At 56.1% G+C, this 25833-nt stretch carries 22 protein-coding genes; 15 read left to right on the top strand and 7 right to left on the bottom strand.

What is annotated here, in order from left to right; all coding sequences use genetic code 11:
* Positions 1–77: 77 nt before the first annotated feature.
* The 3 genes from SR894_RS02345 to SR894_RS02335 all read left to right on the top strand — a co-directional run bounded on the left by SR894_RS02345 (position 78) and on the right by SR894_RS02335 (position 4085).
* The gene (locus SR894_RS02345; protein WP_133730908.1) at positions 78–1601 is read left to right on the top strand and encodes an ABC transporter substrate-binding protein; all 1524 of its coding nucleotides are present in this window, start codon (positions 78–80) and stop codon (positions 1599–1601) included.
* 280 nt (positions 1602–1881) lie between these two features.
* On the top strand, positions 1882–2427 hold the full coding sequence (gene sodC, locus SR894_RS02340) for a superoxide dismutase family protein (RefSeq protein WP_133730909.1): 546 nt from the start codon (positions 1882–1884) through the stop codon (positions 2425–2427).
* Between the two features lie 191 nt (positions 2428–2618).
* Positions 2619–4085 carry a carbon starvation CstA family protein gene (locus SR894_RS02335; protein WP_133730910.1) on the top strand — a complete coding sequence of 489 codons (1467 nt, stop codon included), beginning with the start codon at positions 2619–2621 and terminating at the stop codon, positions 4083–4085.
* Positions 4086–4313: 228 nt separating this feature from the next.
* On the opposite strand, the gene SR894_RS02330 is transcribed toward SR894_RS02335, so the two are convergent.
* From SR894_RS02330 to lptF, 6 genes are all read right to left on the bottom strand, one after another.
* A complete protein-coding gene (locus tag SR894_RS02330; protein ID WP_133730911.1) occupies positions 4314–6485 on the bottom strand; it encodes an esterase-like activity of phytase family protein in 2172 nt (723 codons plus the stop codon).
* Positions 6486–6831: 346 nt separating this feature from the next.
* Positions 6832–7314: a bacterioferritin gene (gene bfr, locus SR894_RS02325; RefSeq protein ID WP_009288515.1), complete on the bottom strand. Its 483-nt coding sequence runs from the start codon at positions 7312–7314 to the stop codon at positions 6832–6834.
* Positions 7315–7505: 191 nt separating this feature from the next.
* Entirely contained in the window at positions 7506–7712 is a 207-nt protein-coding gene (locus SR894_RS02320; protein ID WP_133730912.1) for a (2Fe-2S)-binding protein, read from the bottom strand.
* A 158-nt stretch (positions 7713–7870) separates the two neighbouring features.
* Positions 7871–8344, bottom strand: a complete 474-nt coding sequence (locus SR894_RS02315) for an RDD family protein (RefSeq protein WP_133730913.1) — start codon at positions 8342–8344, stop codon at positions 7871–7873.
* A 65-nt stretch (positions 8345–8409) separates the two neighbouring features.
* The gene (gene lptG, locus SR894_RS02310; protein ID WP_133730914.1) at positions 8410–9474 is read right to left on the bottom strand and encodes an LPS export ABC transporter permease LptG; all 1065 of its coding nucleotides are present in this window, start codon (positions 9472–9474) and stop codon (positions 8410–8412) included.
* A complete protein-coding gene (gene lptF / locus SR894_RS02305; RefSeq protein WP_133730915.1) occupies positions 9474–10553 on the bottom strand; it encodes an LPS export ABC transporter permease LptF in 1080 nt (359 codons plus the stop codon). The genes lptG and lptF overlap by 1 nt, the downstream gene beginning before the upstream one ends.
* Before the next feature lie 146 nt (positions 10554–10699).
* On the opposite strand from lptF, the gene SR894_RS02300 reads away from it, so the two are divergent.
* From SR894_RS02300 to SR894_RS02275, 6 genes are all read left to right on the top strand, one after another.
* Positions 10700–12220 carry a leucyl aminopeptidase gene (locus SR894_RS02300; RefSeq protein WP_133730916.1) on the top strand — a complete coding sequence of 507 codons (1521 nt, stop codon included), beginning with the start codon at positions 10700–10702 and terminating at the stop codon, positions 12218–12220.
* A 152-nt stretch (positions 12221–12372) separates the two neighbouring features.
* The gene (locus tag SR894_RS02295; protein ID WP_133730917.1) at positions 12373–13470 is read left to right on the top strand and encodes a branched-chain amino acid aminotransferase; all 1098 of its coding nucleotides are present in this window, start codon (positions 12373–12375) and stop codon (positions 13468–13470) included.
* A gap of 100 nt (positions 13471–13570) precedes the next feature.
* Complete coding sequence (locus SR894_RS02290) at positions 13571–14002, top strand: DNA polymerase III subunit chi (protein ID WP_133730918.1); 432 nt, start codon at positions 13571–13573, stop codon at positions 14000–14002.
* Between the two features lie 80 nt (positions 14003–14082).
* A complete protein-coding gene (locus SR894_RS02285) occupies positions 14083–15534 on the top strand; it encodes a Fic family protein (RefSeq protein ID WP_223287972.1) in 1452 nt (483 codons plus the stop codon).
* Between the two features lies 1 nt (position 15535).
* Complete coding sequence (locus SR894_RS02280; protein WP_133730920.1) at positions 15536–15688, top strand: DUF1016 N-terminal domain-containing protein; 153 nt, start codon at positions 15536–15538, stop codon at positions 15686–15688.
* Between the two features lie 64 nt (positions 15689–15752).
* Positions 15753–16061, top strand: a complete 309-nt coding sequence (locus SR894_RS02275; RefSeq protein ID WP_133730921.1) for a YgjP-like metallopeptidase domain-containing protein — start codon at positions 15753–15755, stop codon at positions 16059–16061.
* 35 nt (positions 16062–16096) lie between these two features.
* Here SR894_RS02275 and SR894_RS02270 read toward each other — a convergent pair whose 3' ends face one another.
* Positions 16097–16555, bottom strand: a complete 459-nt coding sequence (locus SR894_RS02270; protein WP_133730922.1) for a Spy/CpxP family protein refolding chaperone — start codon at positions 16553–16555, stop codon at positions 16097–16099.
* 161 nt (positions 16556–16716) lie between these two features.
* Between SR894_RS02270 and SR894_RS02265 the strand changes: the two genes are divergently transcribed.
* From SR894_RS02265 to SR894_RS02240, 6 genes are all read left to right on the top strand, one after another.
* Entirely contained in the window at positions 16717–17904 is a 1188-nt protein-coding gene (locus SR894_RS02265) for an MFS transporter (protein WP_133730923.1), read from the top strand.
* Positions 17905–17999: 95 nt separating this feature from the next.
* Entirely contained in the window at positions 18000–20846 is a 2847-nt protein-coding gene (locus SR894_RS02260) for a valine--tRNA ligase (protein ID WP_133730924.1), read from the top strand.
* Between the two features lie 185 nt (positions 20847–21031).
* A complete protein-coding gene (locus tag SR894_RS02255) occupies positions 21032–21739 on the top strand; it encodes a ZIP family metal transporter (RefSeq protein WP_133730925.1) in 708 nt (235 codons plus the stop codon).
* Positions 21740–21841: 102 nt separating this feature from the next.
* A complete protein-coding gene (locus SR894_RS02250; protein WP_133730926.1) occupies positions 21842–22885 on the top strand; it encodes an aminoglycoside phosphotransferase family protein in 1044 nt (347 codons plus the stop codon).
* A gap of 50 nt (positions 22886–22935) precedes the next feature.
* On the top strand, positions 22936–24153 hold the full coding sequence (locus SR894_RS02245) for an ABC transporter substrate-binding protein (protein ID WP_133730927.1): 1218 nt from the start codon (positions 22936–22938) through the stop codon (positions 24151–24153).
* 2 nt (positions 24154–24155) lie between these two features.
* Positions 24156–25829, top strand: a complete 1674-nt coding sequence (locus SR894_RS02240; RefSeq protein ID WP_133730928.1) for an ABC transporter permease — start codon at positions 24156–24158, stop codon at positions 25827–25829.
* Positions 25830–25833 lie beyond the last annotated feature (4 nt).

The following is a 25833-nucleotide window of genomic DNA, read 5'->3' as shown; positions in this document are numbered from 1 at the left end:
CCGCCTTATACGGTAATGTTTCTCATCAACCAACGAGATGTGATGAGATAACGTCAATAGTTAATAAGGAGTCTCTGATGAAACGCTTTTATGCTGCGTGTCTCGCCATCCTAACGTCTTTGAATACCTGGGCATCGGAACGCAGCCTGGATATTGTGGCTCCCTGGGGCATCGAAAAGATGGATCCGGCAGTATCTGGGTATGTGTTCAGCCGCATGCGGGTAGCCGAAACGCTCGTGGACACCGACAACCAGGGGCAATTGGCGCCGGGGCTGGCGATCAGTTGGGAGGTTTCTGCTGATGGTCTTAACTGGCGTTTTACCCTCCGCGAGAACACCCTCTTTCATAACGGCACAGAGGTCACTGTGGAGGCGGTCATCAACAGTTTAGAGGCTTCCATGGCCAAACCCGGCATGCTGAATACAGCCCCCATCACCCACCTGGAAGCCGATGGAAATAGTGTCGTGATTGAGTTGGAGAGCGCTTTTGCTCCCCTTCCAGCACTGCTGGCACACTCTTCAACGCTGATTCTTGCCGAGGCATCATTTGCCAAGAATGGAGACGTTACCCAGGTGATCGGCAGCGGGCCCTATCAGGTTGACGAAATTAGTCTGCCCCAGTTTATGACCGTGACTCGCTTCGACGATTATTGGGGTGACGCCCCCTCCATTAAAGCGGCTAGCTATTTAGCGGTGAGCCGCGGTGAAACTCGAGCCCTAATGGCGGAAAGCGGCGATGCGGATATCGTTTTCACTCTTGACCTCGCCAGCCAGGCACGCCTAAGCCGCAACGCCAACCTTTCCATACTCAGTGAGCCGCTGCCGCGCACCATTTTGCTCAAACTCAATGCTGGCCACCCGTTTCTTGAGGATAAACGCGCCCGCCAAGCTCTTAGCTTGGCTATTGACCGGGCAGACATTGCCAGCGAATTGCTGCGTATGCCAGAGGCAGCGGCGGCAGAACTATTCCCTGAGAGCCTGGGTATCTGGCATATAGGCGTTGCCCCTTCCAGTGCCCAGAATATTGAAAAGGCGCGAGCGCTACTGCTCGAACTAGGTTGGCAGATAGGAGAGGATGGCTTTCTTACGCGCGACGGTCAGCCGTTTAAACTGACCCTGCGCACCTTAGCTGATCGGCCCGAGCTGCCGCTGGTGGCGACCGCCCTTCAGCGCCAGTGGCAAAGGCTGGGGGTTGATCTTGAAGTTGTCGTAAGCAATGCCAGCGCGATCCCTTCAGGCCACCATGATGGCAGTTTAGAGGTGGGGTTAATTGGGCGTAATTACGGCTTGGTGCCCAACCCCCTTGTCTCTCTTCTCGATGATATTGGTGGTAAGCCCGAGGAGATGGGCGGGGCCTGGGGCACCATGAATTGGCGTGATGACGAGGTTGCCGAATGGCTAGATACATTGCGTCAATCTACTGATGAGCAGGAACTCAACAATTTGGCTTCACTGATAGCCGAGCGTTTACATCAAGAAATGCCACTTATCCCGGTGGCGTGGTACCCGCAGACCGCCGTCGTCAGCAATGAAGTGGTGGGCTTTAGCATGGATCCGCTAGAGCGCAGCTACCGCATTGATCAGATGGAGTGGGCCAAATGACGCGTGCATGCGCGGATCATGGCTCCCTCAACGTTATGGCAAAGGTGTGTGATCGGCAGCTGCCCAAAACTACCTCGCACTCAAGCGCTCACTGCTACTTTACTAAGTTTAAAAGACTGGGCTTAAAAGACTGGGTTTAAAAGATTGAATTTAAAAGGATGCTTTGACACTACATCGCGGCTGCCTATCACTAGCTGGGTGGCAAAGTAGCAGCTCGACAGCTACCTTAAATAAGCAACGCTACATACGCGTTTCCATGGATTAGGAAGGAGAGATCAATATGCGTTATACAACTGCCCGCTATTCACTTACCGCTATGGCTGCCTCGCTGCTGCTCGTTACCTCAGCGGCACAAGCCAATGAAACGCTTGATGTCGAGATGCATAAAGTCAGCACCGAGGGTAATGAAGAGTCAATCGGTACCGTATCCCTTGAGCATACGGATCACGGCTTACTGTTGACACCCTCGCTAACAGATCTTGAGCCCGGTGTTTACGGTTTTCACGTCCACCAGAACGCCAGCTGTGACCCTGCCGAGAATGATGAAGGCGAAATGACCGCTGCACTGTCCGCAGGTGGTCACTATGACCCCGAAGAAACCGGCACGCACCAAGGCCCCTATGGAGAAGGTCATTTAGGCGACCTGCCGGTGCTAACCGTTAATGAAGAGGGCGAAGCTAACCTGCCAGTTCTAGCCCCTCGCCTAAGCATGGAAGATATGCCGGGTCGCAGTATCATGATTCATGAAGGTGGCGACACCTACAAAGATGAACCCCACTTGGGCGGCGGCGGCACCCGGATGGCCTGCGGCGTCGTTGAGTCTTAAGCTTTACCGTTGTTGTTAATCGTCAAAATGGGCAGCCACGCGGCTGTCCATTTTTTTTTGCTTACGGCCCACTAAAGTCTAACTGTGATTTTATAGTGGTTATCTGTACATTCAGCCCTGCTAAAGAAGTGCCTGCTTGTATGCTCTCCAGCATGCTCGCCCATCCCCCCTCACTGCTCTAGGTACCTTAGATGATCACCTTTATCGTATCGATCCTGCTGCTGATAGCGGGCTACTTTACCTATGGGAAATTCGTTGAGCGTGTGTTTGTCACTGACCGCAAGCGTCAGACGCCTGCTTTCAGCATGCGCGACAACATCGACTATGTGCCGATGAACACTACGCGCAATTCGCTTATTCAGTTATTAAACATTGCCGGTGTCGGCCCTATTTTTGGCCCGATTCTCGGCGCGCTGTATGGACCGGTGGCATTTGTGTGGATTGTAATTGGCTGTATCTTTGCCGGTGCTGTTCACGATTACCTGACCGGCATGATCTCGATCCGTAACCACGGCGCTCACTTGCCGCAACTGGCCGGCAAGTTCCTGGGTAAAGCGATGAAGCATGTGGTCAATGGCTTCGCGATTCTGCTACTGCTTTTAGTCGGTACGGTATTCGTCACCTCGCCCGCGGCGCTGCTGGCCAATATGACCTCGCTGTCGTTAACGCTGATCATCGTCGCTATCTTTATTTATTATTTGATTGCCACCCTGCTGCCGATCGATAAAGTCATCGGTCGCATCTACCCTTACTTTGGTGCCCTGCTACTGTTCAGCGCAGCGGGTATCGGTATCGGCTTAATCGTTACTGGCGCTCCGATTCCCGAGCTTTCGTTCCAGAACATGCACCCTGACGCCGCACCGATTTTCCCGCTGCTGTTTTTAACCATCTCCTGCGGCGCGCTTTCCGGTTTTCATGCTACCCAAACGCCGATTATTTCGCGCACCACCCAAAACGAAACCAATGGTCGCAAAATCTTCTACGGCATGATGATCACCGAAGGCATTATCGCGATGATCTGGGCAGCCGCTGCCATGAGCCTGTTTTATGGCGACCAGTCGCTTTCCGATGTGCTGGCGGCCGGTGGCCCTGCCGCGGTGGTAAGCGAAGTTTCTACCACCATGCTCGGCGCTATAGGCGGCACCCTGGCGGTACTCGGCGTTATTGTGCTGCCGATCACCTCGGGCGATACCGCTTTCCGCAGCGCGCGGATGATCATCGCCGACTACATCAAGATCGATCAAAAACCGATTATGAAGCGCGTCATGGTCGCTCTACCGCTATTTGTGGTGTCTTACGCGTTAACGCACATGGACTTCACACTGCTGTGGCGCTACTTCTCCTGGGCCAACCAAACCACCGCTGTGATCGCCCTGTGGGTAGGCACCATGTACCTGGTGCTGTCACGTAAGCCTCACTGGATTACCTCGATCCCCGCCACCTTTATGACCATGGCCACGTTTACCTACTTAGCCTACGCGCCGATCGGTTTTGGTCTACCGCTGCAGCTAAGCTATGTGGTGGCCGCACTAGGTACGCTTCTTTGCATTGCGCTGTTTATGAAGCGTGTCCGTCGCCTAAGCCGGGCAACTTTTGCCGTTGATGAGCCGGTACTGAGCCAGTCTGTGGATAACGGTGAGGCGATTTCAGCTAAATAGTTAGGCGGCTCCAGAACGTTACCGCCACACTCTTTTCACAGAACGCTCTTCACAAGGCACTCTCCACACAAGAGCCACGCCACAAAAAAAGGGCACACATCATCCACATAACCTTGTTTGATGCGTGCCCTCGCTTTTTCTCCTATCTCTTTTATCCTATCTCTTCTCCCCTACTCCTTATGTTTATCGCTTCCATACTACTGCGGTATAGACGAATACTGGCAGGAACTACTCTAGCGGTATTGTCCAGAAGTAGGTCTCGCCGGAGCTATCGTCCACACCGTCGTTGTCGCTGACCAGCCAGGCGTTGCCAGTATCGTTAATCGCCATTCCCTCAATCTTGTCCACCACAAAGCCGTTGTAGCTGGCTAGGTCGGGAATCAGGTCGCGTACTAGCTGTTTCTCAACCACCGGCAGCTCACCGCCCAGCGGGGCGGGTTCCAAGCCATCCAGTGCAATGCGGGTCACTTGCTTGACCTTCGCCTCGGCGCCGATTTGGTTGTCGCGCTCGATCAGATACAGCCAATCGCCATGGGCGGTGATTTCGGAGAGGCCAATCCAACCCTGTTCCACGTTATCCAGCGGGTAATGAACAGCGCCCCACTCGCCACTGTCGATATCAAAACGCAGTAGCTTGACCATGCCTTCGGGGTCATCCTTCCACGGGCGCTGCACCGCCAGCCAGAGCTGATTATCAATCCGCGTAACGCCTTCTAATCCCCACTTCAATGCCTGTTGAGCGAGCACCTCGGGCAGTTCAATTCCTTGGATAATCTCGCCGTCGGAACCCACATGATAAAGGGTGTTGGCAAGGCCTTTGTCGTTACCTTCGGAAGCGACCCAGAAGCCACCTTCACCATCGGTGGTAATGCCTTCCATATCCAGCCCTAGCGCAGGCTCACCGTTGCGGGTCACGTCCAGCGCTGCCGTAATCCGCGCCGGGGAGGCTGAGGGGTCGATGGTAAAGATGCGCGGCTGGGCGCTGTAGAAGCTGTCGTTGACCGCATAAAGTACGTCGTCAGCGGCGACCAAACCGGAAAGTGCGCCCCAGCCTATCAGTTCATCGGCGCCCGCCGAGGTCAGGGTGGGATAGACCGCTGGCGCATCCTGATATTGATAAATCATGACATGGGCGCGGGGGCCGCCGTCTTCGCCCAGATCCCCTTCATTGGCGGTGGCTAACAGGCCACGGCTGGGAATCGCCACGGCGCCTTCGGGAGACAGGCCCGAGGGCAGTAGCTGGGTGAGCTGCGGTTCGGCCAGGTTGCTAACGTCATAAACGCCCACGAGCGAGCCGCGCTCGGAAAGCAGGAAGACATAGGGCGTATCTTCGAACACCGCAAACTCCATCCCCTCCGGCTCGCTGCCTTTGGCATCCGAACGCTTATCGGGGTAGTGACCCGCTTCAATCACCGCGCGCTCGAATGAAGTACCTGACTCGTATACCACCTCGCCGCGCTTGTTGAAGATTGTCCAGCCGCGCGCGCCGCCATCCATATCGCCTTCGTTGGCAATAGCGAAGTGGTCGTCGTCGATCCACTGCAAAGCGTCCGGCTCACGCAGGCGCTCGGCTTGCTGCTCGTCGAAAATCAGCGCACCGTCATCGCTGGCGTCAATGCCGTCCAGGTCAACAGTCCCGGCACTGAAATCCGCCACCACCTTTCCTGCGTAGTCGAGCACCACAAGGTGGTTGTTCTCCTGGACGGTGACGACGGTCTCACCCAGGGTGTTGATATCGACAAACTCCGGCTCGGGATCCTCGGGGGCGATCTCGGCGAGCCCGGTTACGTCGGCGTAGAGCAGGCTGTCGCAGTTAATCAGCCCTTCTGCATTGATCCTCACCAGTGCCACGGAACCGCCGGGCATCTGCGGTACACGTCCATCGCCGGCCTCTTCGTCGCGTTCGTTCTCAATGGCGACAGCGACAAAGCGCCCATCGGGTGCCACAGCGGAAGCCACACTATCGGGCTGCCCGTTCAGCGGGCAGGAGGAGAGTATCTCGCCACTGGTTAAATCGACCGTGCGCAACTCACCGGAAGGTTCGCTGTAGGAAGCCGATGTATTCACTCCGACATAGGCAATATTGCCGAGCACCGATACGGCCGTAGGCTCGCCGTCCATAACGATATTACCCAGCGGTTGCGGATGAGCCGGGTCGCTGATATCGATGCGCCCGATCACGCCCAGCGGGCTATCGGTATACACCAACGTCATGCCATCACCGGAGGCAGCAATGATTTCAGGCGCGGTCTCGCGTGTACGATCTTCGCCCTCGGCCATATTATCGGGAACCGCGAAGCTGGCGATGCGGTTGAAATATTTATCTGCCGCACCTGCCGCTTGCGTGGCGACCAGCATAGCAGCCAGCGCCAACAGTATTGGTCTGCGTTTGAGTATCATGATTGAGTTAATCCCTTGCTTAAGCTTCAGAAACGACTGACTGATTAGGTTATGAAACTTGCTTTGTCCGATTAACTATCCAACACCATGACGATGTCAGGCTTATGACACTCACTGGCTAAGTTAGCACCGCTGGCTATCGGCACACCTCAGCGCTAAACGCGGGTTGCCGCGAAAATGTTAGATGGATAAGTAGTGAAGGAAAATATAGGGGAAAAGGGAAGCGGGAAAATCGATAGGTTAAAGGAGACTTTAGAACGAAAGCAGCCAGTCAGTTAGCCCTGACTGGCTGCTTTTAGCTAGTTTTGGTTGCTAGCTTGTTTCTATACATACGCGCGATAGCGTTTTACTCGTCGCCTGCCATCTGCATTTGACGCTGCATATAATTCTGGATACCCACCTTGTCGATCAAACCAAGTTCCGTTTCGATGTGGTCGATATGGTCTTCTTCATCAGCAAGCAGGTCACGCAGCATATCGCGAGTCACGTAATCTTTAACGCTCTCGCAATAGGTGATCGCTTCAATGTAGTCGTTGCGGCCATCGTGCTCGATTTTTAGATCGCTTTCGAGCATCTCTTTGACGTTTTCACCGATATGCAGCTTGCCCAGGTCTTGCAGGTTGGGAATGCCTTCCAGGAATAGAATGCGCTCGATGATCTTGTCAGCGTGCTGCATCTCTTCGATGGACTCATCATATTCCCACTTGGCGAGTGCTTTTAGGCCCCAGTCTTTGTACATCTTGGCGTGCAAAAAGTACTGATTGATCGCAACGAGTTCGTTGCCGAGCGCCTTATTGAGATGCTCAATAACTTTCGTATCACCTTTCATAACGTCACCTTTTCTACTGTAATGCTGATGTTTAATCTAGTTTAGACAATACGATCAAGCAGTTACGTTTGGAGAGAAGTATAGACGTGCATAGCTATACTCCCAGCTTTCCTGAGAGTATAGATAAGGTGTTTAAAAGTTCAAGCAAATCATATATTTGCTAAAGATAACCCTAACAATAGTGATTCGCGTCACACGGCGTAGGCAAGCCCCATATCGGCTTCTTGGCGTGCTTCCTGAACGGCATCGCGGGTAATTGATTTAGCGAAGCACGCGCACTTACCGCACTGCGTTGCGCAGCCGGTTGCCTCGCGTACTTCTCGCCAACTGCGCGCTCCGTCGCTAACGTGCTGGCGAATCTGATGATCGGTTACTCCCTTGCACACGCAAACGTACATGGCGACACCTCATAAAAGTCATGAGATGAATGTAAATGATTCGCATACATCTTATCAAGTAGAAATGACTGCTTTTTGCTATCCATTCGTCTTAATAAGCAAGAGCAGCAAAATAACGTACTGGCGTAAAAGCACTTTTTACCCCATGCCAGCTGAAATTATTTTTTCGGCAAAACCACCGTTTGCGTGTTGGAAGCAATATCCGGCCAGCTACGTCGCTGTTGATCAAACAGCACCCATAAGTAGCCCAAACCAAATGCCAGTAGCGAGAGCCACGCCACCGCGCAGCGGATAAGGCACTGCTTCAAGCTCAGTGAATACCCGTCTACCGTTTGCACCCGTAAACGCCACGCCTGCATCCCCAAGGTCATCCCCCCGCGCGACCAGGAGAAAACAAAAAACAGCGTGACAAAAAACACCAGCAAGAGCTGCAAACTCAAAACATCGCTGGCCGTCGTGCCAATCTCTTCGGGCTGTTGACCAAGCACATAGCGGAAAAACAGCATATGCACGACGGTCACCGCAATCCAAATCGCGGTGACCAAAAAGCCGTCATACAGCATGGCACCCAGTCGTCGGCCAAGGCCGGCGGGCCATACGCTGTCCAACTGGGTAAAGCGTCGTGTTTGCATAGTTCTCTCGTGGTTTCTGGCTGTTTCTGGGCGATAAGAGGCAGAGCTGGCTAACCATGGCGGTATTAACCATTGCGACGTAGAAAGTAGATCCCGACCCCGGCGCAGGCCAGAGTCGGCACCAGTACGGCCCAGACGGGTGAAAAGCCAAATATCGTCGAGGCGGGCGCCAATAGATCCTGAACGTACTTAAAGCTCAGCCCGGTGATAACGCCGTAAAACACCCGTGTGCCAGCAGCCACGGTGCGCAGCGGGCCAAATACAAAGGAGGCGGCAATCAGCACCAGCGAGCCCATGGTGAGCGGCATCAGCATCTTCTGCCAAAAATACAGCAACGCCTGATCATTCTGTAGGTTCTGCTCTTCAAGGAACTGGGCATAGGCCCAAAGCTCGCTGGGCGCCTGACTCTCAATATCGCGCAGCAGCCTCTCTAGCTGGGTGGGGGTGAAAGAGGTGTCCCAACCCATGCTTGCCGTCTGGTCAGACTCGGTATGGTCGGCGAAAATGCGCGTGGTAGCGACGTTTTCCAAACGCCAGGCATCGTCTTCCCAGCGTGCGCGCTGAGCGTAAGTGGCTTCGACTAGCTGACGGTCATCAAAGCGATAGCGGGTTAAATCGAGCACTACATCATCGGCACGAATCGCCCCAAAACGGTAGACGCTGTCGCCCTCGATCTGCCAGCCGCTGCGACTGGTCAGCATGGCGCCTTCCCCCTGGAGTTTTTCCAGCCGCCACGCCTCGGCATACTGCTCGGTGCGCGGGCTGACATACTCGGCGACTAACAGCACTACAACGACCACCACCAGCACTGGCTTCATCACCCCCCATACAATGCGCGCCAGGGAACGCCCAGCGGCGCGCATAACGGTGAGCTCATTGCTGGAGGCCATGCTGCCTAAACCAATCAGAGCGCCAATCAATACCGCCACAGGGGCGTATTGATAGAATCGCCAAGGCGTGCGCATTAGCAAGTAAAGCAGTGCATCGAAGGCGGTATAGCCCGCCTGCACATCGCCTAAATCATCGATATAGGCGATGGTAATATCCAACCCCAGCAGCACGAACTGAACGACAACAATGGCCGCCAGCACGTTGCGGGCAATATAACGATCGAGACGATCAAGCAGCATTAGCGCATCCCCTTGCGTTGCGAGCGCCATAGCAATAATAGACCCAGGCCTAAAAACAGCCCATGTACGGGCCACACACCCAGCGTGGTGGGCCAAGTGCCACTGCCAATCGCATCGACAACCGCGAGCAGCAGACTGAGATAGGCGACGTATAAAAATACCGCGGGCAGCAGTTTACCAAAGCGCCCCTGGCGGGGATTAACCCGGGAAAGCGGCTGCGCCATCAAGGCCAGCACAAACACCATAAGCGGGAGTCCTGCCCGCCACTGCCACTGTGCTTGGGCACGGGGGCTTGGATTATTCCACAGCGCAGGCGTGGTGGCGTATTCCAATGAATCCAGCTCCTGCCGATCGCGATTCAACCCCAGTCGCAACGTATAGCGCTCAAACGTTAGCCGCTCAGCACTCTTATCGCCCGGCGTCACCCCATAGCGCTCACCGTCATCCAACACCAGAAAACGGCTACCCGTTTCGAGGCGGGTTTCCTGGTAGCCCGATGCCGCCCGGGTAACGTAGTCGTGGGTACCTTCATCACCCGGCTGGTTCTGCTCGTGCACCAGCACATCCTGCATTTCTGTGCCGTCGCTAGAGAAGCTACCGATATAGGCGGTACGGCCACCGCCGAACTCTTGGAAGCGCCCTGGGGCTAATACGGAAACATCCAGGCGACTACGCTGCTCTTCCAGTGCGGTCTCGGTTTGCAGCGCCCCAAAAGGCGTCAGCCAAAGGCTACAGATGCCCACTAGTACCGCAACGACACTGGCGGGCAGTAGGGTCACTTTCAACAGCCGCGTGGGACTCATCCCGCAGGCAACCATAACGGTGATTTCGCTGTTCATATAGAGCTGCCCATAGGCGAGCAGAATGCCTAGAAAAAAAGACAGCGGTAGAATGAGTTCCATAAAGCCAGGCAGGTGAAACATCATCAGACTGCCGAGCATGGTGACGGGAATATCGCCCTCTGCCGCGTCCGAAAAATAGCGGATAAAGCGGCTGCCCATGATCACCAGCAGCAGAATGCCAGCGACCGCCGACATGGTGAGTAACACTTCGCGAGTTAGATATCGAAATAAAATCAACGCGCTCTCCGGCTAGTCGTGCAGGATGCCATGCAATAAGCGTATGGCTTGGGTACACTAATCAAACTATTTACAGTCCCTTTTCAAAATCAAAAGCAACGGGGCATTATCCCGAATCCCTCGATGCTTGTCTTGTTGGAGACGTCATGGAATTTTCCGTTCAGACCGCGAACCCAGCCAAAGCTGAAACACCCTGCCTCTTGGTGCCGGTTTTTAAAGGGGGCGACCTCCTGCCCACCGTCGCCAAACTGGACGACGCCAGCGAGCGCCTAATCGGTCAATTGCTGGAGCGAGGTGATTTTGATGCCGCGCTGGGTAACGTGCAAATGGTACCCTTTGCGCCGGGCCTGGGCGCCGAACGCATCTTGCTGGTGGGCTTGGGAGAGCGTGAAAAATGCCAGGAAGCGGCTTTTATCAAGGCGCTGGATGCAGCCATGACGGCGCTAGTGAAACTGCCGATCGACGAAGCCAGCGTGGTATTTGGCGATGTTCCGTTGGCTGACCGCGACCCGGCCTGGAAAGCGCGCAAAGTAATGGAAGCCGCTGAACGGGCGATTTATCGCTTTGACCAGTTCAAATCTTCCCCTGCGCCAGCTCCCAGCCTTGCCAAGCTAACGTTAATTATCAGCGATGCCGACGCGGTTCCGCAGGTTAAGCAGGGTGCGTTAGTGGGCAACGCTATTGGTCGAGGCATCAACTATACCCGCACCCTGGGTAACCTGCCCGGCAACGTGTGCACGCCCAGCTATTTAGCCGAGCAGGCAGAACAGCTGGGGCGCGACTCACAAGGCGCGCTCGAGGTCGATATTCTCGATGAAGAAGCGCTGGAAGCCCTGGGTGCAGGCTCGCTGCTATCCGTAGGCCGCGGCAGCAAAGAACCCACACGCCTGATCGTGATGAAGTACCAAGGCGCCGAAGAGAGTGAAGAAGCGCCCCACGTGCTGATCGGCAAAGGCATTACCTTTGATACCGGCGGTATTTCGCTCAAGCCGGGCGAAGGCATGGATGAAATGAAGTTCGACATGTGCGGCGCCGCCAGCGTGTTTGGCACCGTCAAAGCCGTGCTGGAGATCAAGCCCAAACTCAACCTGGTGTTTATCGTCGCCGCGGCGGAAAACATGCCCGACGGCCACGCCACCAAGCCCGGCGATATTATTAAAACGCTGAAAGGCCTCACCGTTGAAGTACTTAACACCGACGCGGAAGGCCGCCTGGTGCTGTGCGATGCACTCACCTACGCCGAGCGCTTTACCCCGGCCAGCGTCGTAGATATCGCCACCCTCACCGGCGCGGTGATTATAGGCCTGGGCCATCACGCCACCGGCCTGCTCTCCAACGACGATGACTTGGCGCTGGATCTGCTCGATGCGGGCGAAGCCGCCTGGGATCGCGCCTGGCACCTGCCGCTGTGGGATGAGTATCAAGAGCAGCTTGAGTCCAACTTTGCCGACCTAGCCAATATTGGTGGCCGCCCCGCTGGCACGATTACCGCTGCGTGCTTCTTGTCACGCTTTGCCGACCACTTCCCCTGGGCGCACCTGGATATCGCCGGTACTGCCTGGCACTCCGGCAAGCAAAAAGGCGCCACCGGTCGCCCCGTTGGGCTGTTAACCCAGTACCTGCTTGACCGTGAAGCAGACGCCCAAGTAGAAAATAGCGACGTCTAAGACCACAATCAGGCAATCAACGGTTGCCTTTATTTGACGCAACCGTTACACCTAAACCCATTAGCGTGTGCCTTATCTCAAGGCACACGCTACACCCATTATGACGCCTATATTTGCCCTTCAGGGCTTGGATCAAGTAGAGAGAACATGCCGTGCCCACTAACTTTGAGATTTTGCCATCCAACCAGCCGATAGCCGATGAGATCCGTGACAACATTCTCAAAAACCCCGGCTTTGGCAAACACTTTACCGATCACATGGCCCATGTGCGCTGGACTGTTGACGCAGACTGGCACGGCCACCAAGTGCGCCCTTACGGCCCGCTAACGCTTGATCCCGCCGCCTCTGTGCTGCATTACGGCCAGGAGATTTTTGAAGGCATTAAAGCCTATCGCCATGCCGACGGCTCTATCTGGACATTCCGCCCCGAGAAAAATGCCGAGCGCTTCCGCCGCAGTGCTCGCCGATTAGCGCTGCCGGAACTTTCCGATGAAGACTTTATTGGTTCGCTGAAAGCGCTGCTGGCCCAAGACCAAGCCTGGGTGCCCACGCCTGCCAGCGCTTCTGATGAGTGCAGCCTCTATCTGCGACCATTCATGATCGCTTCAGAAGCCTTCTTAGGCGTTCGCCCCGCCCATGAGGTCGACTACTACGTAATCGCCTCCCCCGCGGCGGCGTACTTTAAAGGCGGCATTGCCCCGGTATCGATCTGGCTCTCGTCTAACTACAAGCGCGCTGCCCCCGGCGGCACCGGCTTTGCCAAGTGTGGCGGCAACTACGCCGCTTCTTTGGCTGCGCAGAAAGAAGCCGAAGCCCACCAGTGTGGTCAGGTCGCGTTCCTCGATGCTGCTGAAAACAAATGGGTGGAAGAGCTGGGCGGTATGAACCTGTTCTTCGTCTTCAAAGACGGCCGCTTGGTGACCCCGCGCCTGACCGACACCATTTTGGAAGGCGTGACCCGCAACTCAGTACTGACCCTGGCCAAAGATGAAGGCCTAACGCCGGAAGAGCGCCCGATTAGCATTGATGAATGGCGCGAAGGCGCGGCGTCCGGCGAGATCACCGAAGTATTTGCCTGCGGCACCGCCGCCGTGATTACCCCGGTGGGTGAACTGGTTTCCGAAAACGAGCGCATTCGCCTGCAATCCGAGGGTAATAATGAGATCGCCATGCGCATCCGTACCAAGCTGCTCGACCTGCAGTACGGTCGCAGCGAGGATAAGTACGGCTGGCTAACTCAGTTGGTTTAAGCGGTTTTAAAACCAGCGCTTCTCCTTTCAGCACCGCCGCACTCTTGCGGCGGTGCTGTTTGCAATCGACGTATCTGCAATCGTTTTACCTGGAACCGCTATGGCGCGCATTGATTTCTACATTCTGCCCGATACCACCCTGGAGGCGCGCTTGCAGTTCGCTTGCAAACTGGCCGAGACCATCTGGCGCAAAGGCTACCGCCTGCATCTCCACTGTGAAGACAAAGCCCTCGCCGAGCAGGCCGATAACGCGCTATGGAATTTCCGCCCGGACGCCTATTTACCCCATGCCCTGGAAGATAGCGAGATGGCCGCCAGCGTCCCCATCACGCTAGGCTGGCAGCAGTTACCGGTGCCCACGGAAGAGGCCGCACTGCTTAATTTACACCCCGAAATACCCGAAGGCGTAGAGCGCTACGCGCGAATTGCCGAGATCATCAATCAGCACCAGCAAGTCCTGATCGCCAAACGCGCCTGCTGGCAGCGCTATAAAGAAATGGGCCACGAGGTTGTGCCGCATAAGTTGGGGTAGGTGCAATGCATCCAATGCAAAGAGGCTTGGGCGGACGCTTTAAAGGTACGCCTTCCTCGCGAGCTGAAGCGAAATAAGCCATGACTGTGACTGAACTTCTTGAGACGGTCGCCCGCGGCGAAGACAGCCGCCATCAGTTCAAGCGCGATGCCACCAACGCGGATGGCCTTGCCGCTGAACTGGCCGCCTTTGCCAACAGTGGCGGTGGCTGGCTGTTTCTGGGCGTTAATGATGACAGCTCGATTGCGGGGCTGGATGGCGCGGCGGTTCAGCGATTAAACCAGTTGCTTGGCAACGCCGCTTCCCAGCATGTGCGCCCACCTGTGCATCCGCTGACCGAGAATGTGCCGACAGATCAGGGCATTGTGGTCGTGATAGAAGTGCCCGATGGGTTGGCCAAACCGTATCTCGATAATCAAGGTCGCATCTGGGTCAAGCAGGGATCGGACAAGCGGCATGTGACCTCCCGCGAAGAACTGCAGCGCATGTTCCAGCGCTCCGGGCTGGTCTACGCCGATGTGGTGCCGGTGGCAGGCACTTCGTTAGAAAATGTTGATGACAAGGCGTTTACTACCTACTTCAATCGTCGCTATGGCGAGAGCAGCGAGTTCTCAGGTCTAACACGGGAGCAGTTGCTGCAGAACCTGGGCTTGGGCGATGGACAGGAGCTGAACCTGGCGGGGCTGGTGCTGTTTGGCCGTAATCCCCAGCGCTGGCGCCCCGCCTTTGAGGTGAAGGCGGTGGCCTTCCCCGGCACCGTATTGCACGATACCCGCTACCTGGACAGCGAGGACATCAAGGGCTCACTACTGGAGCAGTTTCGGGGCGCTTTCGCGTTTATCAAACGCAACCTGCACCATGTACAGCATGGTCGGAGCTTCAACACCCTGGGCGAGCTGGAAATTCCCGAAACAGCGCTGGAAGAGTTGCTGGTCAGTGCCCTGATCCACCGGGACTATTTCACCAGCGCCTCCGTCCGCTTGATGGTTTTTGCCGACCGCGTGGAGATCGTCAGTCCTGGGCACCTACCGGACAGCCTGAGCCCTGAGGATATTAGCCGGGGAAAGACCATCCGCCGCAACCCCACACTCACTGAACATGCTTCCCATATTTTACCTTATCGCGGCATGGGCAGTGGTATTCCACGAGCGCTTGAGGCATGGCCCCGAATCGACCTGGTGGATGATCCTTCGGGCAATCAATTCAGCGTCATCGTCTGGAGGCCGGAGGCAGAATGGCTGGGCGCTGCCCCACCAGTCACCGACCAAGTCACCGACCAAGTCACCGACCAAGTCAGCCCGGAAGTAGCTCGCCTGCTTGAATCCTTGGAGGGCGAAATGACAAGGGCAGAGCTACAGGATATTTTGGGTCTCAAACATCTGCCTCACTTCCGAAACGCGTACTTGCGACCGGCCCTGAACGCAGGCTTGATTGAGCAGACGATTCCGGATAAGCCCAATAGCCGCTTGCAGAAATACCGCTTAACGGTTGTCGGTAAGCAGTGGGTAGAAAATCAAGGAAAGCAGACTTGAGATGAACAAGCCAGCTGCCTCCAATCCGACACTTCTGTCTCAGCTTCGCCAACTAATCGATTCGGCAAGGCAAAGGGCGATGGCCGCGGTTAATTCAGAGCTGGCCTTGATGTATTGGCAAATCGGCAAACGTAGCCATGCAGAAATCCTCTAAGAACAGCGTGCCAACGACGGTGAACAAGCCATGACCCGGTTGGCCAAAGAACTTTCGCTGACCTGTGGGCGAGGCTGGTCGAAATGCAACCTGGCCAATATGTACCTATTTGCCCAATAGCAGCCCCGACAAAAGCGTTCAAGTCATACATGAGTGGCACAAACGACTGCTCCACAAGGCTGTGCCGCCACTGATCCAGCAATGGGAATCGAAGTTGGAAGTCACAATCAACCGTTACTACCTCAAGCTTATGAAAACCAAATGGGAGGGATGGGCCATGAGGTCGTGCCGCATAAATTGGGGTAAACGGCCGGGGAGACCCTACACCCTAAACACGCGACCCCGCACTTGGCGGGGCCTTCAACAGAGTTAGACAATCGTTGTCAGTACGACCAAGGCGTCTTCGCCTTAGCCACCCTGTTGCTGCATCTGCTCCTGCATCTGTTGTTGCATTTGCTGCTGCTGTTGAGCCACGGCCTCATCCAGTTGATCGCGCTGCTCCTGAGTGAAAACGCCTTCGATCTGAGACTGTATGATAATGCTATCCGCGGTCATCTCGGCCGTTAGGTCACCAAGACGCTCTGCATCCGCCCGAATGGCGGCTTCGTCGTAATCAGGCTGAACGTGCTCGCTGAGCTGCTGTTGCAACTGCTGGGCTTCCTGCTCATTGTCACCAACGTCGTCTTGCATCTGGGTCAAAAGGTTGCTGAGTTCTTCCTTCTGCCCATCATTCAGATCCACCATTTCGTCGAGTTGATTAACTTGGTCATCGACGCTGGGGGTGCCGCCACCCATTTGCTGGGCCATGGCGGGAACACTGAATGCCAGTGCTGCAACGGCTGGAAGGAAAAGCTTGGCTACGTGCATAAAAACTCCAATTGCGAACAAATTTGTACTTCCTGCCCGACGAATCCTGACGGGTATTGTGATCCGACACTGCTGTTTTTAAAAAATTCGTCGTAACGGTAAATTGTTGATTACCATTAGCGGGCTCTGGCCGCGCCCTTTGCCCTCATGGAGACGTAAACGTGTTCACGCGCTACCCGCTTGTTACGATTGTCATCGCCCAGCTGTTCGGCACCTCGCTGTGGTTTAGCGTTAATGGCGTTGGCTTGGCGCTTCAGGAGGCCGTCGGCCTCAGCGAAAGCGATTTGGGCCTGCTCACCATCGCCGTTCAGGCTGGGTTTATTAGCGGCACGCTGATGATCGCCACCACCGGCCTGGCTGACCGCATTCGCGCCAGCCACCTGTTTGCGATTTCTGCCGTTCTCGGCGCACTGATCAACGCCGCCTTTATCGGCGTCGCTGAGAGCGTGTCGCTCGCCGCTGTTGCACGCTTTGCAACCGGGCTCTGCCTGGCGGGTATCTACCCACTGGGTATGAAACTGGTAGTGAGTTGGACACCCAGCCACGCCGGCGCCGCGCTGGGTTGGCTGGTGGGCATGCTCACCCTGGGCATTGCCTCCCCGCATCTGCTGCGCGGCTTAACGCTGCATTTACCCTGGCAGTGGCCGCTGCTGCTGGCTTCACTGCTGGCATTGGTCGCCGCGCTAATGATTTTTCGTTTGGGCGTTGGGCCGCACTTGCCTGCCACCGCCAAAAGCGGACGGCCTTGGGCGGGGTTAGCAGCGTTCAGGCAGCCCCGCTTTCGTGCCGCTGCGCTGGGTTATTTCGGCCACTGCTGGGAACTGTATGCGCTGTGGGCGCTGGTGCCGTTTCTGGTCGCCCGGGAACTGGAGCGCTTGGGCGCTTCAAACAGCGCCCAGCCGTGGCTAAGCTTTGCGGTGATTGCGTTGGGCCTACCGGGCTGCGTGCTTGCAGGGAAATGGAGCCGTCACATCGGCAGTGCCCGAGTGGCCTGCGTGGCACTGACAACCTCTGGTGCGCTGTGCTTGATTTATCCGCTACTCGGCAGCACCTCGCCCTGGCTGCTGTTAGCGCTTCTCGGCTTATGGGGCGTTAGCGTGATTGCCGACTCCGCGCAGTTCTCTGCACTGGCCAGCGCCACGGCGCCACCCGAGCGGCTAGGAGCGGCGCTAGCGATGATGAACGCTATTGGCTTTGGGCTGACCATTCCTTCCATCGCGCTGGTCACCGCGCTGTGGTCGAGCCAGTCGCTGGCAGTGATCTGGTGGCTATTGCCGGGCCCCATCCTCGGGCTAATCGCCATGCGCGGGTTTTCTGCCCATACGGTCAGTGTCGATAATCGAGCATGAGTAGCCCCTGACGATCAAGGCGCTATCGCGGTATACTCTTGCACTATATATTTTCAAACTTTGCACATTTCTCGCCAGCCGTGAGCCAACTCTCCATGGAAAAGACCTACCAACCTGAACAGATCGAAACCCGCTGGTACGAGCGCTGGGAAGCTGACAACCGTTTTGCCCCCTCCGGCCAGGGCACGCCTTTTTCGATCATGATTCCACCGCCCAATGTGACCGGCAGCCTGCACATGGGCCACGCGTTCCAGGACACCATTATGGATACCCTGACGCGCTGGAAACGGATGCAGGGCAATAACACCCTGTGGCAGGTAGGCACCGACCACGCCGGTATCGCCACGCAGATGCTGGTGGAGCGCAAGATTGCGGCTGAAGAGGGCAAGACCCGCCACGACCTGGGCCGCGATGCGTTTATCGACAAGGTGTGGGAGTGGAAACACGAATCCGGCGGCCATATTACCCGTCAGCTGCGCCGCATGGGCGCCAGCGTCGACTGGTCTCGCGAACGCTTCACCATGGACGACGGCTTCTACAAAGCAGTGCAAGAAGTGTTTGTTCGCCTGCACGAAGAGAAGCTGATTTATCGTGGCAAGCGTTTGGTCAACTGGGATCCCACGCTGCACACCGCCATTTCCGATCTGGAAGTGGAAAACAAAGAGCAGCAAGGCAGCTTCTGGCACTTCCGCTACCCGTTAGCGGACGGCGTTAAAACCGATGACGGCAAGGATTATTTGGTGGTTGCCACCACCCGCCCAGAGACCCTGCTGGGCGATACCGGAGTGGCAGTTAACCCGGAAGATGAGCGCTACGCCTCATTGGTTGGCAAATTTATCGAACTGCCGTTGGTAGGCCGCCGTATTCCGGTAGTTGCTGACGAGCACGCCGATATGGAGAAAGGCTCGGGCTGCGTCAAGATCACCCCCGCCCATGACTTTAACGACTACGAGGTCGGCAAGCGCCAGAACCACCTGCTGATCAACGTTTTCTCCAAAAACGCGACGATTCTTGAGCAAGCCGAGATCTTCGATCTTAAAGGCCAGCCCCAGCCGGACGAAGATGCCAGCCTGCCCGCCAAGTACGCGGGGCTTGATCGCTTTGAAGCGCGCAAGCAGATCGTTGCCGATATGGATGCCCTGGGCCTGCTGGAGCAGGTCGAAGCCGTTAACAACACCCTGCCCTACGGTGACCGTTCCGGTGATGTCATTGAACCGCTGCTCACCGACCAGTGGTTTGTGGCCGTGGAGTCCCTCGCCAAGCCCGCTATCGAAGCGGTGGAAAATGGTGATATCCAGTTCGTGCCCAAGAACTACGAGAACATGTACTTCGCCTGGATGCGCGACCTGCAGGATTGGTGTATCTCCCGGCAACTGTGGTGGGGCCACCGCATCCCGGCCTGGTACGACGAGGAAGGCAATGTCTACGTTGCCCGTACGGAGATTGAAGCTCGCGAGAAGCATGAGCTCGGCCCCGACGTAACCTTGACACAAGATGAAGACGTACTCGATACCTGGTTCAGCTCGGGCCTGTGGACGTTCGGCACCCTCGGCTGGCCGGAAGAGACGCCAGAGCTTGCGACCTTCCACCCATCCAGCGTTCTGGTGACCGGTTTTGATATCATCTTCTTCTGGGTTGCCCGGATGATCATGATGACGCTGAAGTTCACCAAGCAAGTGCCGTTCAAGACGGTTTACGTGCACGGCTTGGTGCGCGATGGGCAAGGGCAGAAGATGTCCAAGTCCAAAGGCAACGTACTCGACCCCATCGACCTGATCGACGGCATTACGCTGGATGAGCTGCTCGAAAAGCGCACCGGCAATATGATGCAGCCGAAACAGGCCAAGGCGATTGCCAAAGCAACCAAGGACGAGTTTAAAGACGGCATTGAAGCCCACGGCACCGATGCGCTGCGCTTTACGTTCCTCTCCCAAGCCACCACCGGTCGTGATATCAAGTTTGATATGAGCCGCCTGGATGGCTACCGCAACTTCTGCAACAAGCTGTGGAACGCTTCGCGCTACGTGCTCATGAACGCCGAAGGCGAAGATTGCGGCACCCGCGGTGAAGAAGTTGAGCTTTCATTGGCCGACCGTTGGATTATCTCGCAGCTACAGAAAACCGAAGCCCAGGTCACCAAGGCGATGGACGAGTACCGCTTTGACCACGCCTCTCAGGCGCTGTATGAATTCGTCTGGAACGAGTACTGCGACTGGTACCTGGAGCTTTCCAAGCCGGTACTGTGGGACGAAAACGCCACGGCAGAAGCAAAAAGAGGAACGCGCCGCACGCTGGTACGCGTACTCGAAGCCATTCTGCGCCTTGCCCACCCAATGATGCCCTATATCACCGAAGAGATCTGGCAGCGCGTCTCGCCGCTGGCGGGCGTATATATGGGTGAAAATGCGTCGATCATGCTGCAGGCGTGGCCAGAAGCCGACGAGAGCAAAATCGACGACCAGGCCAGCCTGGATATCGAGTGGCTGAAAGGCGTCATCATCGCCGTGCGTAACATCCGCGCCGAGATGAACATCGCCCCCGGCAAGCCGCTTGACGTGCTGCTCACCAAAGGCAAGCCCGAAGACGCCGAGCGCCTGGAGAGCAACCGTCGCTTCCTTTCCAAACTCGCCAAGCTGGAAAGCGTTACCTGGCTTGAAAATCCAGACGACGCCCCGCTCTCAGCCACGCAGTTGGTGGGTGATATGGAAGTGCTGGTGCCCATGGCGGATCTGATCGATAAAGACGCCGAAATCGCCCGCCTCAGCAAAGAGATCGAGAAGCAGGACAAACTCATCGGCGGCATCGAGAAAAAACTCGGCAACGACGGCTTTATCGCCAAAGCCCCGGTCGCCGTGGTGGATAAAGAGCGCGGCAAGCTGGCTGAATTCCAAGCCACCAAGCAGTTACTGGAAGAGCAAAAGGCGAAGATTGAAGCCTTGTAAGACTGGTTAGTAAGCAATAGCTCAAACGAAACGACACCCATTTGGTGTCGTTTTTGTTTTCGGCAACCGGCACGTGAGCTTACTCTGGCGTTAAGGTTTACACCTCATCAGCCTGACAAGGCCCTGGCTCAAGATTCAACAAAGTGCGAACCTGATTCGTATCAGAGGGGAGAAACGGTGGATAAATGAGCGTTTATGGAATGCTTTTCATCGCCTGGGGCGCCGGTCTTATGGCACTTTTCGGCGGTTTTCTAGCACACGTTGAGGGAACCGCAAATACGATTGCCAAGCAAGAGCTTGTGCATGGAATCACAGCGTTTGGTGGCGGCATTTTAGTGGCTGCAGTGGCCTTTGCGCTGGTGCCAGAAGGCATGCATGAGTTAAACACTTGGCAATTGACGGGATTGTTTGCCGCAGGTGGCGTTACGTTTTGTGTTTTGGATGCCTGGTTACAAAACAATGAAGGCAATGTCGCACAGTTTATGGCGATGTTATTAGACTTTGTGCCGGAAGCGGTTTCACTTGGCGCAGTGTTTGCTGCTAACCCGCAAATGGGTGTCTTACTGGCTCTTTTTATCGCTGCGCAAAATTTCCCCGAAGGATTTAACGCCTATCGTGAATTAAGAGCCGCGAAATTAACGACTAAAACAGCATTATGGGGACTCTTGGGCGTGTCATTTTTCGGCCCGCTATCTGCAATAATGGGGTATTGGTGGCTAAGTGAGGCGCCACAAATTACGGCTATGATCATGAGCTTCGCAGCAGGCGGTATTCTGTATCTGGTATTTCAGGATATTGCGCCGCAAGCGCGAATGCGGCGCCATTGGACACCCTCACTGGGTGCTGTACTTGGCTTTATCATTGGCATGCTGAGTAAGCAACTTTTAGGCTAGCCTTCAGTTTATAAAATCACTTTTTCTTATAAAACGTGTAAGGTTGGTACAAGAGTCGCCACTAAGTGGCATCGCTGATTCAGCAACGACACGGACTGCTCTATGCCGACACCAACCGAAGCGCGTTTACAGGCGCTGGCAACCGAATTAAAGCGGGCCGGAATTACCTACCGTGAGCTTACGCCGATGGCGGATACCGGGCTGGCCCATGATCATGTGTGGATTCATCGCGGCGAGGGCGATGACTGGGTGGCGCGGCTGCCTAAACAAAGCCAGATGAACCTGCCGCCTGAAGAGAACCTTGCCTATCAGACCGCCTGCTACCAGCGCGCAAGCCAAGGCGGACACACGCCAACACTTTACGACACCTTGGCGCCGAGCGAGGCACTGCCCCGGGGCGGGCTACTGGTTGAAGCTATCCGGGGCCGCTTGGCTAAACTCCCGGAAGATCTGCACGCCATTGCCGATGCCCTGGCGAGCCTACACAGCCAACCGCTGCCCAGCGAAGCACTGAGGGCGCCGCTGCTTGCCCCTGAAGACCCGTGGCAAGCGATGAAAGATGAAGTGCGCCAGCAGGCTAACTGGTTGGGCGATGCGCAACTTTCGAGCAAAGTCACCCAGCGCATTAAGCAGGAGCTGGATTTGCTTCCGCCTCGCTTAAGCGAGGCCACGCCGAGACTAATTAGCTTTGATACCCACCCTGGCAACTTTTTAATCCGTGACGATGGCCGCGCGGTGTTGGTGGATTTAGAGAAATGCCGTTACGGCCTACCGGGTATCGATCTCGCCCACACCAGTCTCTACACCTCAACTACCTGGGACGTCAGCAGTCAGGCGGTGCTATCGCTAAGTGACGTGATTAGCTTTTATCGCCGCTGGCAAACCACCATGGGTGAAACGCCAGATATCGACACCCTCATTGCCTGTCGCCGCGCTACCTGGCTCTGGTCGTTAACCTGGTGTGCCAAGTGGCGCGCCCAGCACTTAAACGCCGTAGATGCCCAGCAGCGCGGGGAAGACTGGTCCGCGGAGCTCACTGACCCCGCCGTGATCGACCACGTGCGCGACCGCGTTGAGCACTACTTATCGTTGAACATTATTGATCACGTGCACAGCGAGCTACAGTGTTTGCAGGTTTCCCTATAACATCTAATCTTGCTTAGCTTTGCTTACGCTTCTAACAAAAGGGATATTCGATGCCTACTCGCCACCCTCTTCGCCTCGCTATTGTCACCACGATGCTTGCTTTCACGGTTCCGGCATCAGCCAACCCCGACCCTAGTGATTGGCAAAGCGTCGTGGCACAGGCCGAAGACCAAACCGTTTACTGGAATGCCTGGGGCGGTGATACGCGCACCAATCGCTACATCGACTGGGTGGCGAAGCAGATGCAGGCACAGTACGACGTTGAGGTTGAGCATGTAAAACTGGACGATACGGGGAGTGCAGTAGCGCGGGTACTGGCGGAAAAACAGGCGGGCAATAACGACGATGGCAGCATCGATCTCATTTGGATCAACGGCGAGAACTTCGCTGCGATGCGCGAAAGCGACCTGCTGTTTGGCCCATTCGCTGAATCGCTGCCCCATTTTGCGCTCACCAATGCCACCGATAACCCTGAGGTGGTGACCGACTTCACGCTGCCTACAGAAGGCTATGAATCGCCCTGGGGTAAGGCGCAAATCACCTTTTATTACGACAGCGCTCAAACCGAGACACCACCCCAGGATATGCAGGCACTACTCGCCTGGACCAAAGATAATCCCGGTCAGTTCAGCTATCCGCGTATCCCCGATTTCACCGGCAGCACCTTTTTAAAGCAGGCGCTGATCGAGCTCACCGATCAGGAGAAGGCACTTTACCAGCCGGTTTCAGAAAGCGATTTTGAGGCTGTCACAGAACCTCTATGGGCCTATTTAGATGCGTTGCACCCGCACCTGTGGCGCAGTGGTCGTGCCTTTCCCGACTCTGGCCCCAACCTGCGTACGTTGATGAGCGACGGCGAGATAAGTTTGGCGTTTTCGTTTTACCCCACCGATGCCGCCGTGGCGGTCATGGAGTATGAGCTGCCCGAAAGCGTGCGCAGCTACGTGCTGGAAGGCGGCACTTTGGGTAACGTTCACTTTGTGGCGATTCCCTATAACTCGCCACATAAAGCAGGCGCCATGGTGCTCGCCAATTTCCTGCTTTCACCGGAAGCTCAGGCGCAAAAGCAGTCGCTGGCGATGTGGGGAGACCGCAGCGTACTGGATATCGAGCAGCTAGACGCTGAGACCCAAACGCTGTTCGAACAGGGTGATCGCCATCCTTCCGAGCTACCGGCGGACGCGCTGTCCAACACGCTGCCCGAGCCCCACCCCAGTTGGATGACCGCCCTGCAAAACGCCTGGCTTGAGCGTTACGGCGTTAACTAAAAATGCTGCGACTGGCGCCAGCACTCATCATTGCCCTGCTAGTACTCCCCGTTGGGGCGGGTCTGATGATGGTGCTGCTGCCTGCGTTTGGCTACTTACCAACGCTAGGCGGCCATGGCGCTAGTTTAGCCCCCTGGCAAATGCTGTTCGACCAGCCGGGGCTAGGACGTTCAGTGATGGTTAGCTTTGCCAGCGGGTTAGTCAGCACAGCCGTAGCGCTGGTGATTGTGGTGCTGTTTTTGGCCGCCAGTCGAGGCACTTGGTTAGATCGCGGCATACGACGGTTGGTATCACCGTTGCTCGCTATCCCTCACGCCGCTATCGCCTTTGGGTTTGCCTTTTTGATTGCCCCTTCGGGTTTGGTGGCGCGGCTGATATCGCCGTCGCTGACGGGCTGGGAGCGCCCTCTGGACACGCTGATTATCAACGATCCCTGGGGATTCTCCCTAATGGCGGGGTTGGTACTAAAAGAAGTACCGTTTTTGCTGCTGATGAGCTTGGCGGCACTGCCGCAGTTAGCGCCGGAGAGGCGCTTGATGCTGGCGAGGTCGCTAGGCTACTCCCCCACCATTGGCTGGTTAAAAACGGTGTGCCCCTCGCTCTACCCACTGATTCGCCTGCCGGTTTATGCAGTGATCGCCTATGCCACTTCGGTCGTCGATATGGCGCTGATTCTTGGCCCGAATCTGCCCCCTACGCTGAGCGTGTCTATCTTGAGTTGGTTCAACGACCCGGATATCAGCCAGCGTTTTATGGCCTCGGCGGCGGCGGTACTGCAACTCGGCGTCACTGTCGCTGCGCTGCTTTGCTGGTGGCTATTAGAACAGCTGATCCGCAGCCTGACGCGGTACTGGCTGATCAATGGCAGCCGCCAACGCGGCGAAATCATTCTGCGCCTCGTTGGCCGCTCGGCATTACTGTTTTCGAGTATCACAGCGCTGGCGGCCTTGGTTGGGCTGGGGCTATTTTCACTGGCTGGTTTCTGGCGCTTTCCAGAAGTGTTACCACAGATGCTAACGCTGGATCACTGGCAGCGCAGCGGCCCTATGCTGGCTACACCGCTCATTAATACGGCATTGATTGGACTTGTTTCTACCGCCCTGGCTACGGCGCTCGTGCTGGCAACGCTGGAAAATGAACACCGCCAGCACATTCAACCCAAGCGCGCGTTATGGTTACTCTATTTGCCCCTGCTAGTGCCACAAATTGCGTTTCTATTTGGGCTAATCGTGGCGGTGGAAAGCCTGGGCATTCGCCCTCAGCTTGGTTTGGTTATCGCGGGTCACCTGCTGTTTGTACTGCCTTATGTATACCTCTCCTTGGCCGAAACCTATCGCCGCCTGGATCCGCGTTGGCTAAAGGTAGCGCGTTCACTGGGGGTGTCACGAAGTGCCGCTTTTTGGCGGGTTCGCCTGCCGCTTTTGCTCGCGCCGCTGTTAACGGCGTTTGCCGTAGGCTTGGCAGTGAGTATTGGCCAATACTTACCCACCCAGTTACTCGGTGCGGGCCGCGTGACCACCGTGACGACCGAAGCAGTAGCGCTTGCCTCTGGCAGTAATCGACGTTTAATCGGCGTCTGGGCATTAGTGCAGGCGGGCCTGCCTTTGATTGGCTTTATACTCGCGCTAGGACTGCCCCGCTTATTGGGTACCCACCGCCGTGATTTAGCTACCTAAGAGG

The organism is Vreelandella neptunia, from assembly GCF_034479615.1.
Taxonomy (GTDB): Bacteria; Pseudomonadota; Gammaproteobacteria; order Pseudomonadales; family Halomonadaceae; genus Vreelandella; species Vreelandella neptunia.
Note: the sequence above shows the minus strand (reverse complement) of the source record. Positions and strands in the feature narration are given on the sequence as shown.